Origin of the sequence: Rhizobium sp. Leaf384 (assembly GCF_001424065.1) — a bacterium.
Lineage (GTDB): Bacteria > Pseudomonadota > Alphaproteobacteria > Rhizobiales > Rhizobiaceae > Ferranicluibacter.
This window is the reverse complement of sequence record NZ_LMQE01000008.1, coordinates 204557-221387: the sequence shown is the minus strand read 5'-3', so window position 1 is coordinate 221387 and position 16831 is coordinate 204557. Positions and strand designations below refer to the sequence as shown.

The 16831-nt window shown below is 61.7% G+C and carries 13 protein-coding genes; 5 read left to right on the top strand and 8 right to left on the bottom strand.

Annotated elements, in window-relative coordinates; all coding sequences use genetic code 11:
• Nucleotides 1-75 precede the first annotated feature (75 nt).
• Together tenA and ASG25_RS18780 are read left to right on the top strand one after the other, a co-directional pair.
• Entirely contained in the window at nucleotides 76-738 is a 663-nt protein-coding gene (tenA, locus tag ASG25_RS18785) for a thiaminase II (RefSeq protein ID WP_062477673.1), read from the top strand.
• A 132-nt stretch (nucleotides 739-870) separates the two neighbouring features.
• Complete coding sequence (locus ASG25_RS18780) at nucleotides 871-2088, top strand: argininosuccinate synthase (protein WP_062477670.1); 1218 nt, start codon at nucleotides 871-873, stop codon at nucleotides 2086-2088.
• Between the two features lie 42 nt (nucleotides 2089-2130).
• Here ASG25_RS18780 and ASG25_RS18775 read toward each other — a convergent pair whose 3' ends face one another.
• Both ASG25_RS18775 and ASG25_RS18770 read right to left on the bottom strand, forming a co-directional pair.
• Nucleotides 2131-3339, bottom strand: coding sequence for a multidrug effflux MFS transporter (locus ASG25_RS18775; RefSeq protein ID WP_244475118.1), 1209 nt, complete (start codon nucleotides 3337-3339; stop codon nucleotides 2131-2133).
• The gene (locus ASG25_RS18770) at nucleotides 3339-3872 is read right to left on the bottom strand and encodes a MarR family transcriptional regulator (protein WP_082475470.1); all 534 of its coding nucleotides are present in this window, start codon (nucleotides 3870-3872) and stop codon (nucleotides 3339-3341) included. Before ASG25_RS18770 ends, ASG25_RS18775 begins: the two co-directional genes overlap by 1 nt.
• 251 nt (nucleotides 3873-4123) lie before the next feature.
• On the opposite strand from ASG25_RS18770, the gene ASG25_RS18765 reads away from it, so the two are divergent.
• Nucleotides 4124-6211: a M3 family metallopeptidase gene (locus ASG25_RS18765; protein ID WP_062478096.1), complete on the top strand. Its 2088-nt coding sequence runs from the start codon at nucleotides 4124-4126 to the stop codon at nucleotides 6209-6211.
• Between the two features lie 134 nt (nucleotides 6212-6345).
• Entirely contained in the window at nucleotides 6346-8172 is a 1827-nt protein-coding gene (gene typA / locus ASG25_RS18760) for a translational GTPase TypA (RefSeq protein WP_062477663.1), read from the top strand.
• Nucleotides 8173-8499: 327 nt separating this feature from the next.
• Here typA and ASG25_RS18755 read toward each other — a convergent pair whose 3' ends face one another.
• The 6 genes from ASG25_RS18755 to ASG25_RS18730 all read right to left on the bottom strand — a co-directional run bounded on the left by ASG25_RS18755 (nucleotide 8500) and on the right by ASG25_RS18730 (nucleotide 15977).
• On the bottom strand, nucleotides 8500-9072 hold the full coding sequence (locus tag ASG25_RS18755) for a CarD family transcriptional regulator (protein ID WP_062477660.1): 573 nt from the start codon (nucleotides 9070-9072) through the stop codon (nucleotides 8500-8502).
• Nucleotides 9073-9459: 387 nt separating this feature from the next.
• Entirely contained in the window at nucleotides 9460-9798 is a 339-nt protein-coding gene (gene fdxA / locus ASG25_RS18750) for a ferredoxin FdxA (protein ID WP_062477657.1), read from the bottom strand.
• A gap of 300 nt (nucleotides 9799-10098) precedes the next feature.
• On the bottom strand, nucleotides 10099-10524 hold the full coding sequence (locus ASG25_RS18745) for an RNA-binding S4 domain-containing protein (RefSeq protein ID WP_062477654.1): 426 nt from the start codon (nucleotides 10522-10524) through the stop codon (nucleotides 10099-10101).
• A 14-nt stretch (nucleotides 10525-10538) separates the two neighbouring features.
• The gene (locus ASG25_RS18740) at nucleotides 10539-13796 is read right to left on the bottom strand and encodes a helicase-related protein (protein ID WP_062477651.1); all 3258 of its coding nucleotides are present in this window, start codon (nucleotides 13794-13796) and stop codon (nucleotides 10539-10541) included.
• A 151-nt stretch (nucleotides 13797-13947) separates the two neighbouring features.
• Nucleotides 13948-14673, bottom strand: coding sequence for a beta-ketoacyl-ACP reductase (locus ASG25_RS18735; protein WP_062477648.1), 726 nt, complete (start codon nucleotides 14671-14673; stop codon nucleotides 13948-13950).
• Between the two features lie 122 nt (nucleotides 14674-14795).
• Nucleotides 14796-15977: an acetyl-CoA C-acetyltransferase gene (locus tag ASG25_RS18730; protein ID WP_062477645.1), complete on the bottom strand. Its 1182-nt coding sequence runs from the start codon at nucleotides 15975-15977 to the stop codon at nucleotides 14796-14798.
• Nucleotides 15978-16198: 221 nt separating this feature from the next.
• Here ASG25_RS18730 and phaR point away from each other — a divergent pair, with 221 nt between their 5' ends.
• A complete protein-coding gene (gene phaR, locus ASG25_RS18725) occupies nucleotides 16199-16780 on the top strand; it encodes a polyhydroxyalkanoate synthesis repressor PhaR (RefSeq protein ID WP_062477641.1) in 582 nt (193 codons plus the stop codon).
• The last annotated feature ends 51 nt before the right edge of the window (nucleotides 16781-16831 follow it).

Genomic DNA, 16831 nt, shown 5'->3' with positions numbered 1-16831 from the left:
GTTCTGTCCTTCCTCAGCTTTTGCAGCTATTCCCTGGCAAGGCAAGAACCCGCAATCTCGACGTGAAGGCTCCTGATGACATCGCCTTTCCAAAGCCTGAAGAGCCGAAACATCAAGGGATGGCAGGCTTACTGCGAGCATCCCTTCGTCCGCGGCCTGGGGGATGGAACATTGTCGGAGGAGAGCTTTCGCCACTATCTCAAGCAGGATTATCTCTTCCTCGTCCAGTTCGCCCGCACCTGGGGCCTTGCCGTCTACAAGAGCCGAGATCTTCAGGAGATCCGGCAAGGGTTGGACAGCTTGAAAGCCATTGTCGACGTCGAGATCGGTCTGCATGTCGGCTATTGCGCCGAATGGGGCATTCCGGAGACATCCCTTGCCGAGGTCCCGCCATCGGCCGCGACGCTTGCCTATACGGACTATGTTCTCGAAACGGGGCTGCACGGAGACTTACTCGACCTGCATGTGGCGCTGGCACCCTGCATCATCGGCTATGGGGACATCGCACTCTGGCTTCAGGCGCAACCGTTCCTGAAAACCGAAGGGAACCCCTATACCGCCTGGATCGCCATGTATGGGAGCCCCGAATATCAGACGCTTGTGGAAAGCGAGATCCGCTGGCTCGACCACCAGCTCGCGGGGCTTGATGACATCACGGTCGATCGCCTCTCGAAAATATTCGGCGAGGCGACCCGGCTGGAGGCAGACTTCTGGCAGATGGGTCTCGACCGTACCTGACAAGCGTCCCGCGGCGCTGCGAATTTCTCCCGGTGCGGGATTTCGGATTTCCGGAATATGCAGTAAGAGTTCCGCCATTTCCAAGAGATACGGCGCATCCTGCCGCCGTTACATCAGACGGATCGGATCACCATGGCACTTCCCAAAGACGTCAAGAAGGTCGTGCTCGCTTACTCCGGCGGGCTCGACACATCCATCATCCTCAAATGGCTGCAGACGGAACTCGGCGCGGAGGTGGTGACGTTCACCGCCGATCTCGGCCAGGGCGAGGAACTGGAGCCGGCAAGGATGAAGGCCGAAATGATGGGCATCAAGGACATCTACATCAAGGATGTCCGCGAGGAGTTCGTGCGCGACTTCGTCTTCCCGATGTTTCGCGCCAATGCCGTCTACGAAGGGGTCTACCTGCTCGGCACCTCGATCGCGCGTCCGCTGATCTCCAAGCACCTGATCGAAATCGCCCGGGAAACTGGTGCCGATGCGATCGCGCACGGTGCGACCGGCAAGGGCAACGACCAGGTCCGCTTCGAGCTTTCGGCCTATGCGCTCAATCCCGACATCAAGATTATCGCGCCCTGGCGCGACTGGTCGTTCAAGAGCCGCTCCGACCTGTTGGAATTTGCCGAGAAGCATCAGATTCCCGTGGCCAAGGACAAGAAGGGCGAAGCTCCCTTCTCCGTCGATGCAAACCTCTTGCACTCCTCGTCCGAAGGAAAGGTGCTCGAGGATCCGGCGCAGGAAGCACCGAATTACGTGTACATGCGCACCATCTCGCCGGAAGAGGCGCCAGATGTGGCGACCACCGTCAAGATCGGCTTCCGCAAGGGCGACGCCGTTTCGATCGACGGCAAGGAGATGAGCCCGGCCTCGATCCTCACCGCGCTCAACGCGCTCGGCCGCGACAATGGCATCGGCCGTCTCGACCTCGTGGAAAACCGCTTCGTCGGCATGAAGTCGCGTGGCATCTACGAGACGCCCGGCGGTACCATTCTTTTGACGGCGCACCGCGCCATCGAAAGCATCACACTCGACCGGGGTGCTGCACACCTCAAGGACGAGATCATGCCGCGCTACGCCGAGCTGATCTATTACGGCTTCTGGTTCTCGCCCGAACGCGACATGTTGCAGGCCCTGATCGACAAGAGCCAGGAGCATGTGGAAGGCGAAGTGACGCTGAAGCTCTACAAGGGCAATGTCATGGTCATCGGACGGACAAGCGAAAAGTCGCTCTACTCCGACAAGCTCGTCACGTTCGAGGACGACCAGGGTGCCTACGACCAGAAGGATGCTGCCGGCTTCATCAAGCTGAACGCATTGCGCCTGCGCACTCTTGCGGCCCGCAACCGATAAACGACAACGCCGGAACGGTCGGGAAACCGGCCGCTCTGGCGATCACGTTGCGACCGATATCTGCGTCATGCGCAGAAAGACCAGATAAGCTGCGACGGCGCAAAGACACATCAAAGGTATGATCGTACCGAAAGCGACCAGCGGCGCGCCGATGCGCGCGGCTGCCAGTCCTCCGAGAAACCCGCTCGCCATCTGAATGAAGCCGAGCATGGCGGAGGCGGAACCCGCAATGTGCGGGAACGACTGAAGTGCGGCCGTCGTCATGTGCGGCGTCAGGAATGCGATGCCGAAGCTCGAGAAGGCGACAGGTGCCATGACCGACAGATAGGTCGGCGGCAGCAGGTGGGTCGAGAGCGCGATCAGCATGCCGCCCGAGGCCAGCATCGCCAGGCCTACCTGCACGGAACGCTCGCCTGCAAGCCGGGCTGAGGTCAACCGAAGGCAGACCGATCCGAGAAAATAGAACCCGGATTGCATCAGCATGCCCACGCCAAAGGCGGTGGGAGACAGACCGACCTGGTCGATCAGGATGAAGGGCAGCAGGGTCGCCTGCGCATAGAGCGAACCGATTGATCCGCCGAGCACAGCCGTGGCCGCGATAAACCGGAGATCGCCGAGCACCTCCAGATAGGACGCGACGACCCGTCTCGGCGTCGCGAGGGCCGGATCCGGTCGTCCTGTTTCCCGCATGAAAACAAGCACGGAGACGATGATCGCCAGAGAAAAGCCGATCAACGCAAGAAAAATAGCGTGCCACCCGAAAGCGCCAAGCAACAGCCCGCCGATCGCAGGCGCTGTCGCCGGACCGATGGCAAGCATGATCCCGATGAGGTTCATGATGCGCGACGCCTCGGCGCCTTTGAACTGATCCCGCACGACGGCGCGCGCCACCGTAATGCCGACGGATGCGCCGATGCCCTGCACCAGCCGCCCGCCGAGTAGCCATGTGACATCCGGCGAAAAGATGCAGACGAGGCCTCCAATCGCATTGATGCCGACAAAGAGCAGGGTCGCAGTTCGCCGCCCGAACGCATCCGAGAACGGCCCGGATACGAGCTGCGCCACCGAGAAGCCGGCGAAATAGACGGTCAACGTCATCTTGATCATCGACTCGGTGCTGGAAAAGGCGCTGACCAGCTGCGGCATGGCCGGCGTGTAGATGGACATGGAAATCGGGCCCAGCGTCGCCAGCAACGCGCCGAGAATGCTGGTCCGACGCTCGCTCATGCGTCCCCGTGTCGCTCGGCTCATCAATTTTTTCGATCAGCCGCCCGGAAGATGTTCGCTGGTACGTCCTCGCCTGCCGGTGCTGCTCCCGTCCCGGAGGATGGCGTCAGATTGCGATCGAGATCGTGCAGGTTATCTCGCATCATCTTGAGGCTGCGCCTCAGAATTTCAAGCTCCGCGGCATCGTGGCCGGCGGTGACCTCGTCCATCAGCGCACGAACATGCGTGCGGATATCCAGCAATACGCCATCGGCCGCTGGCGTCGCTACCACGTTCTTCGCGCGCCGGTCCGACGGATCGGGGATTCGCTCCACGAAGCCCAGCGCCTCGAGCCGATCGAGATACGTCGAAAGCGTCATCGGCTCGATGCCCATGCGGACGGCAATGTCGGCTTGCTTGATGCGCTGGTTGACCGCCACCTGGATGAGAGCGCGTGCCTCACCGGGGGTTACCCCGAGATTGGCGGCATTGATCCGCCGGTCGAATGCACTGCGCAGCAAACGGGAAACATCGGTGAGAAGCATGCCGACAGTGTCGGCTTCCAGTCGGACGGTCATGAAATCTCCGTAATGCGCCGCCGTGTGGGGTGACAGGCGATGATCGCCGCGGCATAACGCGCTGGATCCATTCCTGTTTCAGAATACATGCAATAAGCATTGCTTATCATTCAATGGGCTTACAAGCAATTGCTTCTTTGAGCCCGGCTTTGCAAGCCGCCCTGTCGCAATGCTACCTCTTTCGCCAAGGACACTGGTTCGCCGGCCCGCGGCATTCCATGATCACAGACCACGCCTTGAAGGATTTGACGATGGCCACCCCCGATCTGAACCCCGCATTGACAGAATGGACCGGCCCGAACGGGCTGCCGCATTTCGAAGCGGTCAACGATACCGATTTTGCACCGGCCTTCGATGCAGCGCTTGCCGAGCACGAGACGGAAATTGCCGGCATCGCGCATCATCCGGATGCTCAGACGTTCGAAAACACCATCACAGCTCTCGAAATCGCCGGCGATCGCCTGTCGCGCGTATCGGCGCTTTTCTGGAACCGCGCCGGTGCCCATACCAACAAGACGATCCAGGCTTTGGAGCGCGAGATCGCACCAAAGATGTCGCGACACTATTCCAAGATCGGAATGGACACCGCCCTTTTCGCGCGAATCGATTCCCTGTGGAACAAGCGCGAAACGCTTGGCCTGTCCCTGGAACAGGCGCGCGTGCTCGAGCGACATTGGAAAGGCTTCGTCAAATCCGGTGCGCAGCTCGCAAAGCCCGAGCAGGAGCGCCTTGCCGCCATCAACGAGCGGCTTGCGGGCCTCGGTGCGGCCTTCGGACAGAACGTCTTGGCGGACGAGAAGGGCTGGTCGCTGATCCTGACAGACGAGGCGGATCTGGCAGGCCTTCCCGGCTTCCTGCGTGATGCCATGGCATCGGCAGCGCGAGACAACGGCGCAGAGAGCGGCTATGCCGTCACCCTCTCCCGGTCGATCATCGAGCCTTTCCTGACCTTCTCCGACGTTCGCAATCTGCGCGAAAAGGCGTTCCGCGCCTGGTCGTCCCGTGGCGAGAACGGCGGTGCGACGGACAATGGCGCGGTTATTCGGGAAACGCTGTCCTTGCGTGCCGAAAAGGCAAGGCTGCTCGGCTACGACAACTATGCCGCCCTCAAGCTCGACAACACCATGGCAAAGACACCGGAAGCCGTGAACGGCCTCCTAAGCGCGGTGTGGGACAAGGCCGTGGCCAAGGCGCGTCGGGAGGAGCACGATCTCGCAACGCTGATTGCCCGAGAAGGGCGCGACCATCCGGTCATGCCATGGGATTGGCGGCACTATGCCGAGAAGCTTCGCGCCGAGCGTTTCAATTTCTCTGAAAGTGAACTGAAGCCCTATCTCCAGCTCGATCGCATGATCGAAGCCTGCTTCGATGTCGCGAACCGGCTGTTCGGCATTACCGCCACGGAAAAGCCAGGCGTGCGGGGCTATCATCCCGATGTCCGCGTCTTCGACATCCGCAATGCGGACGGGACGCTCGTCGCGCTCTTCCTGGGGGATTACTTCGCTCGCGCATCGAAGCGCTCCGGTGCCTGGATGAGCGCCTTCCAGTCCCAGCATCGCCTGCCGCTGCCGAATGGCGCAGAAGGTGAACTGCCGATCATCTACAATGTCTGCAATTTCGCCAAGCCTGCCGACGGCAAGCCGGCGCTCCTCTCGCTCGACGATGCCCGCACGCTGTTCCACGAGTTCGGCCACGGGCTGCACGGCATGCTGTCGAACGTAACCTATCCGTCCGTATCCGGAACAAGCGTCTCGCGCGACTTCGTCGAGCTCCCGTCCCAGCTCTATGAGCACTGGCTCACGGTGCCGGATATCCTGAAACGCTATGCTGTCCATGAGACGACGGGCGAACCCATGCCACAGGCCCTGTTCGACAAGGTGATGGCAGCGCGCACCTTCAACTCCGGCTTCAACACGGTCGAATTCACCGCGTCGGCTCTTGTTGACATGGCCTATCACACGGCCGAGAGCGTGGACGACCCCTCGGAATTCGAAGCGGCCGTCCTGAAGCGGCTGGGCATGCCGCAATCGATCACGATGCGGCATCGTTCTCCGCACTTCCAGCACATCTTCTCCGGCGACGGATATTCGGCCGGCTACTATTCCTACATGTGGTCGGAAGTCCTCGATGCCGATGCGTTCGCCGCTTTCGAGGAAACAGGAAATCCGTTTGATCCCGCCATGGCAAAGCGGCTACGCGATCATATCTATTCCGTTGGCGGGTCGATCGATCCCGAAGACGCCTACACCGCATTCCGCGGCAAGCTGCCGAGCCCGGAAGCCATGTTGCGGAAGAAGGGCTTGGGCGTCATGGAGGCGCTGGCCGGCAGCGACGCCTAAAAAGGCCTCAACCGGCGCTCATTGAACCGAGCGCCGGGCACCCTCTTTCGCATTTGCAAAAAAACATGTAAGAGCCCGGGCAATGAAGTTGCGGCGTTCCCAAGACACGCCCCGAGCCCCCGGATACCCAAATCATGAATATGCGCAATATCGCGATCATCGCACACGTCGACCATGGGAAAACGACCCTCGTCGACGAACTTCTGAAGCAGTCGGGCTCGTTCCGCGAAAACCAGCGCACCGTCGAGCGCATGATGGACTCCAACGACCTCGAAAAAGAACGCGGCATCACCATTCTCGCCAAGGCGACCTCGATCGAGTGGAAGGGCGTTCGCATCAACATCGTCGACACGCCCGGCCACGCCGACTTTGGCGGTGAAGTCGAACGTATCCTGTCGATGGTGGACGGCGCGATCGTCCTGGTCGACAGCTCGGAAGGCCCGATGCCGCAGACCAAGTTCGTGGTCTCCAAAGCGTTGAAGGTCGGCCTCCGTCCGATCGTCGCCATCAACAAGATCGACCGTCCGGACGGCCGCCACGAGGAAGTCATCAACGAGGTGTTCGACCTCTTTGCCAATCTCGACGCCACCGACGAGCAGCTCGATTTCCCGATCCTCTACGGCTCGGGCCGCGATGGCTGGATGAACGTTAATCCGGAAGGCCCGAAGGACGAGGGTCTCGCACCGCTTCTCGATCTCGTGCTGAAGCATGTTCCCGAACCGACCGTCGAAGAAGGCCCCTTCCGTCTGATCGGCACGATCCTGGAAGCCAACCCCTTCCTCGGTCGCATCATCACCGGCCGTATCGCATCCGGCACGATCAAGCCGAACCAGGCCGTCAAGGTTCTGGGCCAGGACGGCAAGCTCGTCGAAACCGGCCGTATCTCCAAGATTCTTGCTTTCCGCGGCATCGAGCGCACGGCCATCGAAGAAGCCCAGGCGGGCGACATTGTCGCGATCGCCGGGCTTTCCAAGGGAACGGTTGCCGATACCTTCTGCGACCCCTCGGTCACCGAGCCGATGAAGGCACAGCCGATTGATCCGCCGACCGTCACCATGTCGTTCATCGTCAACGACAGCCCGCTTGCCGGTACCGAAGGCGACAAGGTCACAAGCCGCGTCATTCGCGACCGCCTGCTGAAGGAAGCCGAAGGCAACGTGGCGCTGAAGATCGAGGAAGCCGAGGGCAAGGACTCGTTCTACGTCTCCGGCCGCGGCGAATTGCAGCTCGCCGTTCTGATCGAAACCATGCGTCGCGAGGGCTTCGAGCTGGCTGTGTCGCGTCCGCGCGTCGTCATGCACAAGGACGAGGACGGCACGCTCCTGGAGCCGATCGAGGAAGTCGTCATTGACGTGGATGAGGAACATTCCGGCGTCGTCGTGCAGAAGATGTCCGAGCGCAAGGCCGAAATGGTCGAGCTGCGTCCGTCGGGCGGCAACCGTCTGCGTCTGCGCTTCTACGCTCCGACGCGTGGCCTGATCGGCTACCAGTCGGAACTTCTGACCGACACGCGCGGCACGGCGATCATGAACCGCCTCTTCCACGACTATCAGCCCTTCAAGGGCGCCATCGGCGGCCGCGTCAACGGCGTGCTGCTTGCCAATGGATCGGGCGAAGCCGTGGCCTACGCCATGTTCAACCTGGAAGATCGCGGTCCGATGATCATCGAGCCCGGCGAGAAGGTCTATGCCGGCATGATCATCGGCATTCACTCGCGCGACAACGACCTCGAGGTCAACGTGCTCAAGGGCAAGCAGCTCACCAACATCCGCGCCGCCGGCAAGGATGAAGCCGTGAAGCTTACGCCGCCCATCCGCATGACGCTCGACCGCGCGCTGTCCTGGATCCAGGACGACGAGCTGATGGAAGTGACCCCGAAATCGATCCGTCTTCGCAAGATGTATCTCGACCCGAACGACCGCAAGCGTTTCGAAAAGAGCCGCACGGCTGGCGCCGCATAAGGCTATGACGAAGACCTGACCATCACGCCCTGCCTTGCAAAAGGCGGGGCTTTTTTGTGCGGATGCAACGCCGCGATGGTGGCAGGACAGTTGCCCGGGATCGGATTTGACGGCAGGCGCAATCGCTTCAGCTTGCCCCGACGCGCTGACGAGGCCCTCGCAACAACGGCTGATGCCACCCACCTTCAACGGCCGTCACACGACAGACAGCGCATCGACGCTGTGCACCTTAAGACACCGGTTCGGCATCCCTGCTCCTCGTGAGCGGCATAAAAAAACCCCGCCTTTCGCAAGGCAGGGTTTTTGAACAGAAAGATGTAGCGCCGATTATGCGGCTTCTTCTTCCTGAGCCTCGTCTTCCTCGACGGTCTTGCCGCGCTTCGGACCCTTGGCAAGGTTTGCTTCGACCAAGCGCACGGCTTCGGTGCCGGACATCTTGTTGACGGCGGCAATTTCGCGCGCCATGCGGTCGAGAGCGGCCTCATAAAGCTGCCGTTCCGAATAGGACTGCTCCGGCTGGTTTTCCGCACGGTACAGATCGCGAACGACTTCCGCGATGGCGATCAGGTCGCCGGAATTGATCTTGGCATCATATTCCTGCGCACGACGCGACCACATGGTCCGCTTGACACGTGCCTTGCCCTGGACGACCTTCAACGCACGCTCGACGAAATCCGTCTCAGACAGCTTGCGCATGCCGATGCTGACGGCCTTGGCGACCGGCACCTTCAGGCGCATCTTGTCCTTGTCGAAATCGATCACGAAGAGTTCGAGCGACATGCCGGCGACAACCTGCTCTTCAATAACGACGATTTGTCCAACACCATGAGCCGGATAAACAATCGATTCACCGGTTTTGAAGCCATGGCGCGTGGAGGATTTTTTCTGCTGGGTCGTCATTCGTTTCAAAAACTCCCTGTTACGCTCCCGGCATGGGCCGGGGTCGGGTCAGTCAGGCCCGGGATGGACGGGCATCCTGCGGGTCACTCCTTACTGAAACGCACCAAACGAATTCAAACGCTTCGGCAAACAGATCACACACAGGCAACGGACGTTGCATGGAGACATGAACCGTGGCGAAGGAGAATTTGCTTTCGTGATGGTTTCGGGCATGCAAAAATGCCACGATGTGGATCAGTATGTGAACCCTACCACAAAAATCTGTCGAAATCAATGTTTTGCTTAAGCCACAGGCAAGCTTCGCCGCATGTCGTTAAAAACGGCGCGCTGGTTTCGCGGAGAAGACCGCTTTCGAATCACGCACTGCAGGAGCGCGTTCCGGCGAGCTTAGTCGCCCTGACCCGGGTTGGGCGAGAAGAACTTTTCGTACTTCCCTTCAATGCCGTCCATTTCCTTGGCTTCCGGCATCTCTTCGCGTTTGATCGTGATGTTCGGCCACTGCGTCGAGAATTCGGCATTCACCTGGAGCCACATATCAAGGCCCGGCTCCGTGTCGGGCTTGATCGCGCCTGCCGGACATTCGGGCTCGCAAACACCGCAGTCGATGCACTCGTCCGGATGAATGACCAGAAAATTCTCGCCCTCGTAGAAGCAATCGACCGGGCACACCTCGACGCAGTCGGTGTACTTGCAGCGAATGCAATTGTCGGTGACGACGTAGGTCATGCTCTCACTCCAGTCGCTCTCGTCTCGAACCCGGGGCGCTTGGGAAGCCCTGGCATGAGCGAGGATCTTGCGGTTCCCTTTGCGAGAACCCGATCATCAGAAGAATTCCTATGGCACGTTGCACGCCCGCGCCGGCCGGTCGCCCGGATTTGCTCGAACGCCTGCGCAACATGGGCCCAGATCGTCGGGCCTCAGCGCACCGCGCCCGTGGCATTCCCGGTGTTGTAGCGTGAGGTAACGGCTTTGCCCAACCTTTGCAAGGCTCTTACGTTCCGATCTCAGCCCTGAAAACGGACGATTTTACTCCTCGTCCCCGCTGTCCCACCCGTCTTGCAAACGTTCGATCTCGCGGCGCTCCCGCTTGGTCGGCCGGCCGCTGCCTGGCTCGCGCGTTGCCTGCTCGAATGGCGTCAGGCGCTCTCCGGGAATAGGGACCGGCGTCAGGTCGTCATAAAGCTTTTGCGCTTCCTCATAGGGGCCCCGTCGGCTGCCGCCGCTGCGCATGCGCACCGTGATATCGCGGCGATCGAGAGACAACACCACGACATCGCCAGCCTTCACGGCATGCGAAGGCTGCGTCACGCGATGCGCGTTGACGAGAACCTTGCCGCCCTCGATGGCCTTCTGGGCAATGGAGCGAGACTTCGTCAGCCGTGTGAAGAAGAGCCATTTATCGAGGCGCTGGCGGGAAACAGCCTCTGCAGGCGTGATCTCCGGTTCGGCCATGACACTGCGGCTCCCTACTTCTTCATCTGCTCCTTGAGGGCAGCGAGCTTGGCGAAAGGCGAATCGGGATCGATCGGCTTGTCCTTGCGTGGAGGACGCGCCTCGAACGTCGCCGGCGCCTGTGATTTGCCATGCCCACCATTGCCAGGCTTGCCACCCGGACGATCGTTGCGGTCGCGACGATCGGCGCGATCACCCTTCTGGTCGGAACGAGGGCCCTCACCCGGCTTGCCATCACGGCCGCGATGCCGGTCCGGACGTCCGCCGTCGGTGCGGCCACCGCCGGCCTTGCGATCGCCGTCACGACCCTGCGGACGGCCTTCTGATGGCGGGGAACCGTCGCTCGGCCCAGAGGCCGTGCGATCCTGACCGGTGCGATTTCCGCCACGGCGGTCGCCGGACCGCGCCTCGCGTTGCCCGGGACGACGATCTCCCGGGCGCTGGTTGTCGCTGCGCCCACCCGGACGCCACAGAAGCACCGGCTTTGCCTCCGCTTCAGGCACATCGCTGGCAACCGCGTCCGATGATGCGGTCTCCGCAGCCACGGACGACGCCGCGGATGCCTGCTCGGATTCCGGCGCGCTTTCGCCGCTCGGCGCGTCGGCAGCGACAGGGGTCTCCGGCACGACGTCGGACGGCACGACGTCGGACGGCACGGCCACCGGTTCGGCGGCTTCAGCCTCGGCAACCGGTTCGGCCGTGCCCTCGGTTGCCACGGAAACACTGTCGTCCGTGGTCACTTCCGCGATCGCGTCGGTTTCGTTTGCCTGCGCTGTTTCGGCTGTCGCAACAGCCGTGCTCGTTGCCGGCGCCTGCGCACCAAGAAACGCTGCAGCCTCTTCCGGCTTCACGCTGTCGGCGCGATAGCCAAGACCCTTGAGAATCTCTTCCATGTCGTCGGGCGTTGCGCCAAGAATCGACAGCATGGCGGTGGTGGTCGTGAACCGGCGGCCATCATACGCACCATCCGGCCGCGCAGTCGTGCCGGGCTTCCACTGCAGAAGCGGGCGAATGAGATCGGCAAGGCGTTCCAGAATGTCGATGCGCACCGCGCGCTTGCCAAGGAATCGGAACCCGGCAAGCTTGTAGAACATGCGCTCGTAGGACGGATCGGTCACGATCGAGGTCCGGCCCGCTGCGAGAACCGGGATAAGTTCGCCATAGCCCGGCTTGTCCAGGCCATCATTCTTCAACGCCCAGAGCAGCGTGATCAGTTCGGCCGGGGCCGGCTTCAACAGTGCCGGCATGAAGATGTGATAGGCGCCGAACCGGATACCGTGGCGGCGAATCGAGGCACGCGCCTCCTGATCGAGCGACTTCACGTCTTCGGCAACATCGCGGCGGAAAAGGACGCCGAGGCTTTCGACCAGCTGGAAGGCCAGACCCTTTGCAAGGCCTTGCAGGTCTTCGGCGCGCGACAGGTCGTCGAGCGGCTTCAGCACGGTCGCGATGTGGTGATTGACATAGCGCTCGATGCGGGCGGCGACATGATCGCGCGCTGCACTCTGCAGCTGCTCGTCCGCCAGCAGGATGACGCGCGGACGCATGATGTGCTCGCTGGGAGCGAGCCGCGCCACGGGATCGCCAAGCCAGCGCACGAGGCCGTCGGACGACAGGGCAAGATCAGCATTGCCGGCAGCGTGCAGACGGGCAGCGCGGGCTTCAAACTCGAGCGCCAGAGCCTTCTGCGCTGCACCCTGCACGGCGCGGGCATCGAGCCCGTCCGTCGTGGTGGCCAGCACGAACCGGAAACCGGTGAGTTGTCCCACATGATGTCCTTCCACGAAGACATCGCCATTCACACTGATTTCCGCTTCCAGCATCGCATTCTCTCTCAGCCGCTTCATGAGCACAGATGTCCTGCGGTCAACGAACCGTTTCGTCAACCGTTCATGTAACGCGTCGGACAATCGATCTTCGATTTCCCGCGTCTTTTCCTGCCAGTGTGTCGGATCGGCAAGCCAGCCGGGCCGGTTCGACACATAGGTCCACGTTCTGATCTGCGCGATTCGCGCCGACAGCGTATCGATTTCGCCGTCTGTATGGTCGGCCCGGCGCACCTGCTCGGACATGAACTCTTCGTTGACGGTGCCACGTCGCACAAGATCGGAATAGATGGTCGCGATGAGATCGGCGTGCTGCGCGGGAGCGATGCGGCGATAATCGGGGAGCGCGCAGGCTTCCCAGAGCTTCTCGACACGCGGCGCCGTCGTCGCCAGCGACTTGACCTCGGGATAGGTCGTGAGGAATTCGAGAGCCTGCTGGTCAACCGCCGGCAGCGCCCGCGTCAACCCGTGCACGGCGGGGGGTGTCTCCAGCGTCTTCTTCAGCGTGGTCAGCGACGTGAAGTCGAGCGCCTTGGAGCGCCATTGCAGCACGCGGACCGGATCGAACTGGTGCTGCTCGATGCGGTGAACGAGTTCGTCGTCGAAAGGCTCGACGCGCGACGTGACGCCGAAGGTTCCATCACGCAGATGTCGTCCGGCGCGGCCCGCGATCTGTGCGAGTTCGCCCGGATTGAGACTGCGAAACTGATAGCCGTCATACTTGCGATCCTGCGCAAAGGCGACATGGTCCACATCGAGGTTGAGACCCATGCCGATGGCATCGGTCGCCACCAGGTATTCGACGTCGCCCTCCTGGTAGAGCGCGACCTGCGCATTGCGCGTGCGCGGGCTCAGCGCTCCGAGGACGACGGCCGCGCCGCCGCGTTGCCGTCGAATGAGCTCTGCGATGGCGTAGACCTCGTCGGCCGAGAAGGCGACGATGGCCGAGCGCTGCGGAAGGCGCGTAATCTTCTTGGAGCCTGCGTAGAGAAGCTGCGACAGGCGTGGACGCTCGACGATCGTGATCCCCGGCAGCAGTTGCTCGAGGATTGGCCGCATGGTCGAAGCACCGAGCAACAACGTCTCCTGCCGGCCGCGCAGGTGCATCAGGCGATCGGTAAAGATATGCCCGCGCTCGAGATCGCCAGCCAGCTGGACTTCATCGATGGCGACGAAGGCCGCCTTCGTCTCGCGCGGCATCGCCTCCACGGTGCAGACGGAATAGCGGGCAAGATGCGGGGTGATCTTTTCTTCGCCGGTGACAAGCGCGACATTGTGCGCTCCGACCCGCTCGACCACGCGCGTGTAGACTTCGCGGGCGAGAAGACGCAGGGGAAGACCGATGACGCCGGTTTCGTGCGCGACCATGCGTTCGATTGCATAATGCGTCTTGCCGGTGTTGGTCGGGCCGAGGACCGCGATCACGCCGCGGCCGCTCAAGATCATCGGTTGGTCAGGCACGTTTCAGACCTTGCGCATTGTACGGGCGGCAGACATCGAAACGTCGGCGGCGCGACACACATGACCACGCCGCGCGGGAAACACAAGGGCATGCCGGCAAAAAGACCGCCCCTCCCGGTGCGATGACCGCGAATTCTCAGACGAAAAACTGTCCGCCGTTGGCTGAGAGCGTCGATCCGGTGATGAAACCGGCATCATCGGAGGCCAGGAACACCACGCAACGCGCGATTTCCTCGGGCTCGCCGAGCCGCCCGACCGGGATCTGGGGGATGATCCGCTCGTTCAGAACCTTTTCCGGGATCGCTCGCACCATCTCGGTGCCGATATAGCCTGGGCAGATGGCATTGACCGTGATGCCCTTGGCGGCACCTTCCTGCGCCAGCGCCTTGGTAAACCCGATGTCGCCGGCCTTGGAGGCGGAATAATTGGCCTGGCCCATCTGCCCCTTCTGACCGTTGATGGACGAGATATTGACGATGCGGCCAAAGCTCCGGTCCCGCATGCCGGACCAGACCGGATGCGTCATATTGAAAAGACCATTGAGGTTGACGTTCACGACCTCGTTCCACTGGGCCGGCGTCATCTTGTGGAACATGGCATCGCGCGTAATGCCGGCATTGTTGACGAGAACCTCGACCGGTCCGAGCGTCTCCTCGATTTTGGCAGCGCCTGCGGCGCAAGCGGCATAATCTGATACGTCCCATTTGAGGACCGGAATGCCTGTGACGTCGGAGAAGGCCTGGGCCTTTTCATCGTTGCCGGCATAATTCGCTGCAACGCGATAACCAGCCCCCTTAAGCGCAATCGAAATGGCAGCGCCGATGCCGCGCGTTCCTCCCGTAACCAAGGCAACCCTGCTCATGCACGTCCTCCCTCTTCATGACGGTCTACAAAGCGATCGTGTCGTCCCGATGAACCTCCGCAAGACGTGCGCGGGCCGGCGGGGTGCCGCCCGCACCGCCAGTCCTGGCTGTAAGCCTCTCCTCAAAGACCTTCGACGCAGAGGGCGATGCCCATGCCGCCGCCGATGCAAAGCGTCGCCAAGCCGCGCTTGGCGCCCCGGCGCTTCATTTCGAAAAGCAGCGTGTTGAGAATACGCGCACCCGACGCTCCGATCGGATGTCCGATGGCAATCGCACCACCATTGACGTTGACGATGGACGTGTCCCAGCCGAGATCCTTGTTGACGGCGCAGGCCTGCGCCGCAAACGCCTCGTTGGCTTCCACGAGATCGAGGTCGGAGGCAGACCAACCGGCCTTCTCCAGCGCCTTGCGCGATGCGGGAATCGGGCCGGTGCCCATGATCTGCGGATCCACGCCGGCCGTTGCCCAGGAGGCGATCCGGGCAAGTGGCGTGATGCCACGGCGCACCGCTTCCTGCTCGCTCATCAGAAGCGTTGCCGCAGCACCATCATTGAGGCCCGACGCGTTCGCGGCCGTCACGGTGCCGTCCTTGTCAAAGGCCGGGCGAAGCTTCGCCATGCTCTCGATCGTTGCGCCGTGGCGGATATACTCGTCACTATCGACGGTCACGTCGCCCTTGCGCGTCGAGACGACGAACGGAATGATCTCGTCCGTGAAGCGACCCGCCTTCTGCGCAGCCTCGGCCTTGTTCTGCGAGGCGAGAGCGAACTGATCCTGGTCATCGCGCGACAGTTGCCACTTCTTGGCGATGTTCTCGGCTGTCACGCCCATATGGTAGCCATGAAAAGCGTCCGTCAGGCCGTCCTTGATCATGGTGTCGATCATCTTGAAATCGCCCATTTTCACGCCCGAGCGCAGATGCGCGCAGTGCGGGGCCATGGACATCGACTCCATACCACCGGCCACGATGATGGCGGCGTCGCCTGTCGCGATCTGCTGCATGCCGAGTGCGACGGCCCGCAGACCGGAACCACAAAGCTGGTTCATGCCCCAGGCCGTCTTCTCCTGCGGGACGCCGGCCTTCATCGCTGCCTGACGCGCCGGGTTCTGCCCCTCGCCAGCGGCGAGCACCTGGCCGAGAATGACCTCGTCCACTTCTGCGGCTTCAATGCCTGCGCGGGCGAGCACGCCCTTGACCACGGCGGCGCCCAGCTCATGGGCTGGCGTATTGGCAAAGGAACCATTGAACGCGCCGACGGCGGTACGGCCTGCGCTGGCGATGACGATGGATGATGTGCTCATCACGGTCTCCTCCCTGTTGATGCAAACGGATCCTGCTGCCGAGACCCTCTATGAGGAGAGTCTGAACGAGGTCAGCTGACAAGTCAAAGCGTAACTCAATAAACCTGTAAGTTGATACGCGGGCGTGATCACTGCAGCGCACAAAGAGATTGTCTTATGCCGCTCTTTCCGCATATCCTTCTGAAATGCCATAAAAACAGCAATTTGGGGAGGAGACCCTGATGGCGAAGCAGGACGGGCAGATCGTAATCAAGAAATACGCGAACCGACGTCTCTACAACACCGGCACGAGTACCTATGTCACGCTCGACGATCTCGCGGTCATGGTCAAGAAAGGCGAGGAGTTCAACGTCCAGGACGCCAAGACAGGGGAGGACATCACCCATTCCGTCCTGACGCAGATCATCTTCGAGCAGGAAAGCAAAACCGGCAACACGCTCCTGCCAATATCGTTCCTGCGCCAGCTCATCGCCTTCTACGGCGACCAGATGCAAGCCGTCGTGCCGAGCTATCTCGAGCATTCCATGCAGGCTTTCACCGACCAGCAGGCGCAGATGCGCGAGCAGATCGGCAAGGCCTTCGGAGACACGCCCCTGAGCAAGAACCTTCAGGTTCCGCTACAGCTTGTCGAAGAACAGGTGAAGCGGAACACGGAGATGTTTCATCAAGCCATGCAGATGTTCTCGCCGTTCATGGCGGCAGCACCGCAGGCGCGCGAGCCCCGCAAGGCAGAGGCCAAGGACATTGACGAGCTCAAGGAGCAGCTGCGCGCGCTCCAGAGCAAGCTCGAGAACCTGACCTGACCTTAAAGGCGCGGGTTTGTTGTGCGCTCGGCCCGAACCGAGCCTGACTCA

Bases quoted from the DNA above. Each gene is read 5' to 3' on its own strand.
- tenA (WP_062477673.1), top strand. From the start codon at position 76: ATGACATCGCCTTTCCAAAGCCTGAAGAGCCGAAACATCAAGGGATGG.
- ASG25_RS18780 (WP_062477670.1), top strand. From the start codon at position 871: ATGGCACTTCCCAAAGACGTCAAGAAGGTCGTGCTCGCTTACTCCGGC.
- ASG25_RS18775 (WP_244475118.1), bottom strand. From the start codon at position 3,339: ATGAGCCGAGCGACACGGGGACGCATGAGCGAGCGTCGGACCAGCATT.
- ASG25_RS18770 (WP_082475470.1), bottom strand. From the start codon at position 3,872: ATGACCGTCCGACTGGAAGCCGACACTGTCGGCATGCTTCTCACCGAT.
- ASG25_RS18765 (WP_062478096.1), top strand. From the start codon at position 4,124: ATGGCCACCCCCGATCTGAACCCCGCATTGACAGAATGGACCGGCCCG.
- typA (WP_062477663.1), top strand. From the start codon at position 6,346: ATGAATATGCGCAATATCGCGATCATCGCACACGTCGACCATGGGAAA.
- ASG25_RS18755 (WP_062477660.1), bottom strand. From the start codon at position 9,072: ATGACGACCCAGCAGAAAAAATCCTCCACGCGCCATGGCTTCAAAACC.
- fdxA (WP_062477657.1), bottom strand. From the start codon at position 9,798: ATGACCTACGTCGTCACCGACAATTGCATTCGCTGCAAGTACACCGAC.
- ASG25_RS18745 (WP_062477654.1), bottom strand. From the start codon at position 10,524: ATGGCCGAACCGGAGATCACGCCTGCAGAGGCTGTTTCCCGCCAGCGC.
- ASG25_RS18740 (WP_062477651.1), bottom strand. From the start codon at position 13,796: ATGATCTTGAGCGGCCGCGGCGTGATCGCGGTCCTCGGCCCGACCAAC.
- ASG25_RS18735 (WP_062477648.1), bottom strand. From the start codon at position 14,673: ATGAGCAGGGTTGCCTTGGTTACGGGAGGAACGCGCGGCATCGGCGCT.
- ASG25_RS18730 (WP_062477645.1), bottom strand. From the start codon at position 15,977: ATGAGCACATCATCCATCGTCATCGCCAGCGCAGGCCGTACCGCCGTC.
- phaR (WP_062477641.1), top strand. From the start codon at position 16,199: ATGGCGAAGCAGGACGGGCAGATCGTAATCAAGAAATACGCGAACCGA.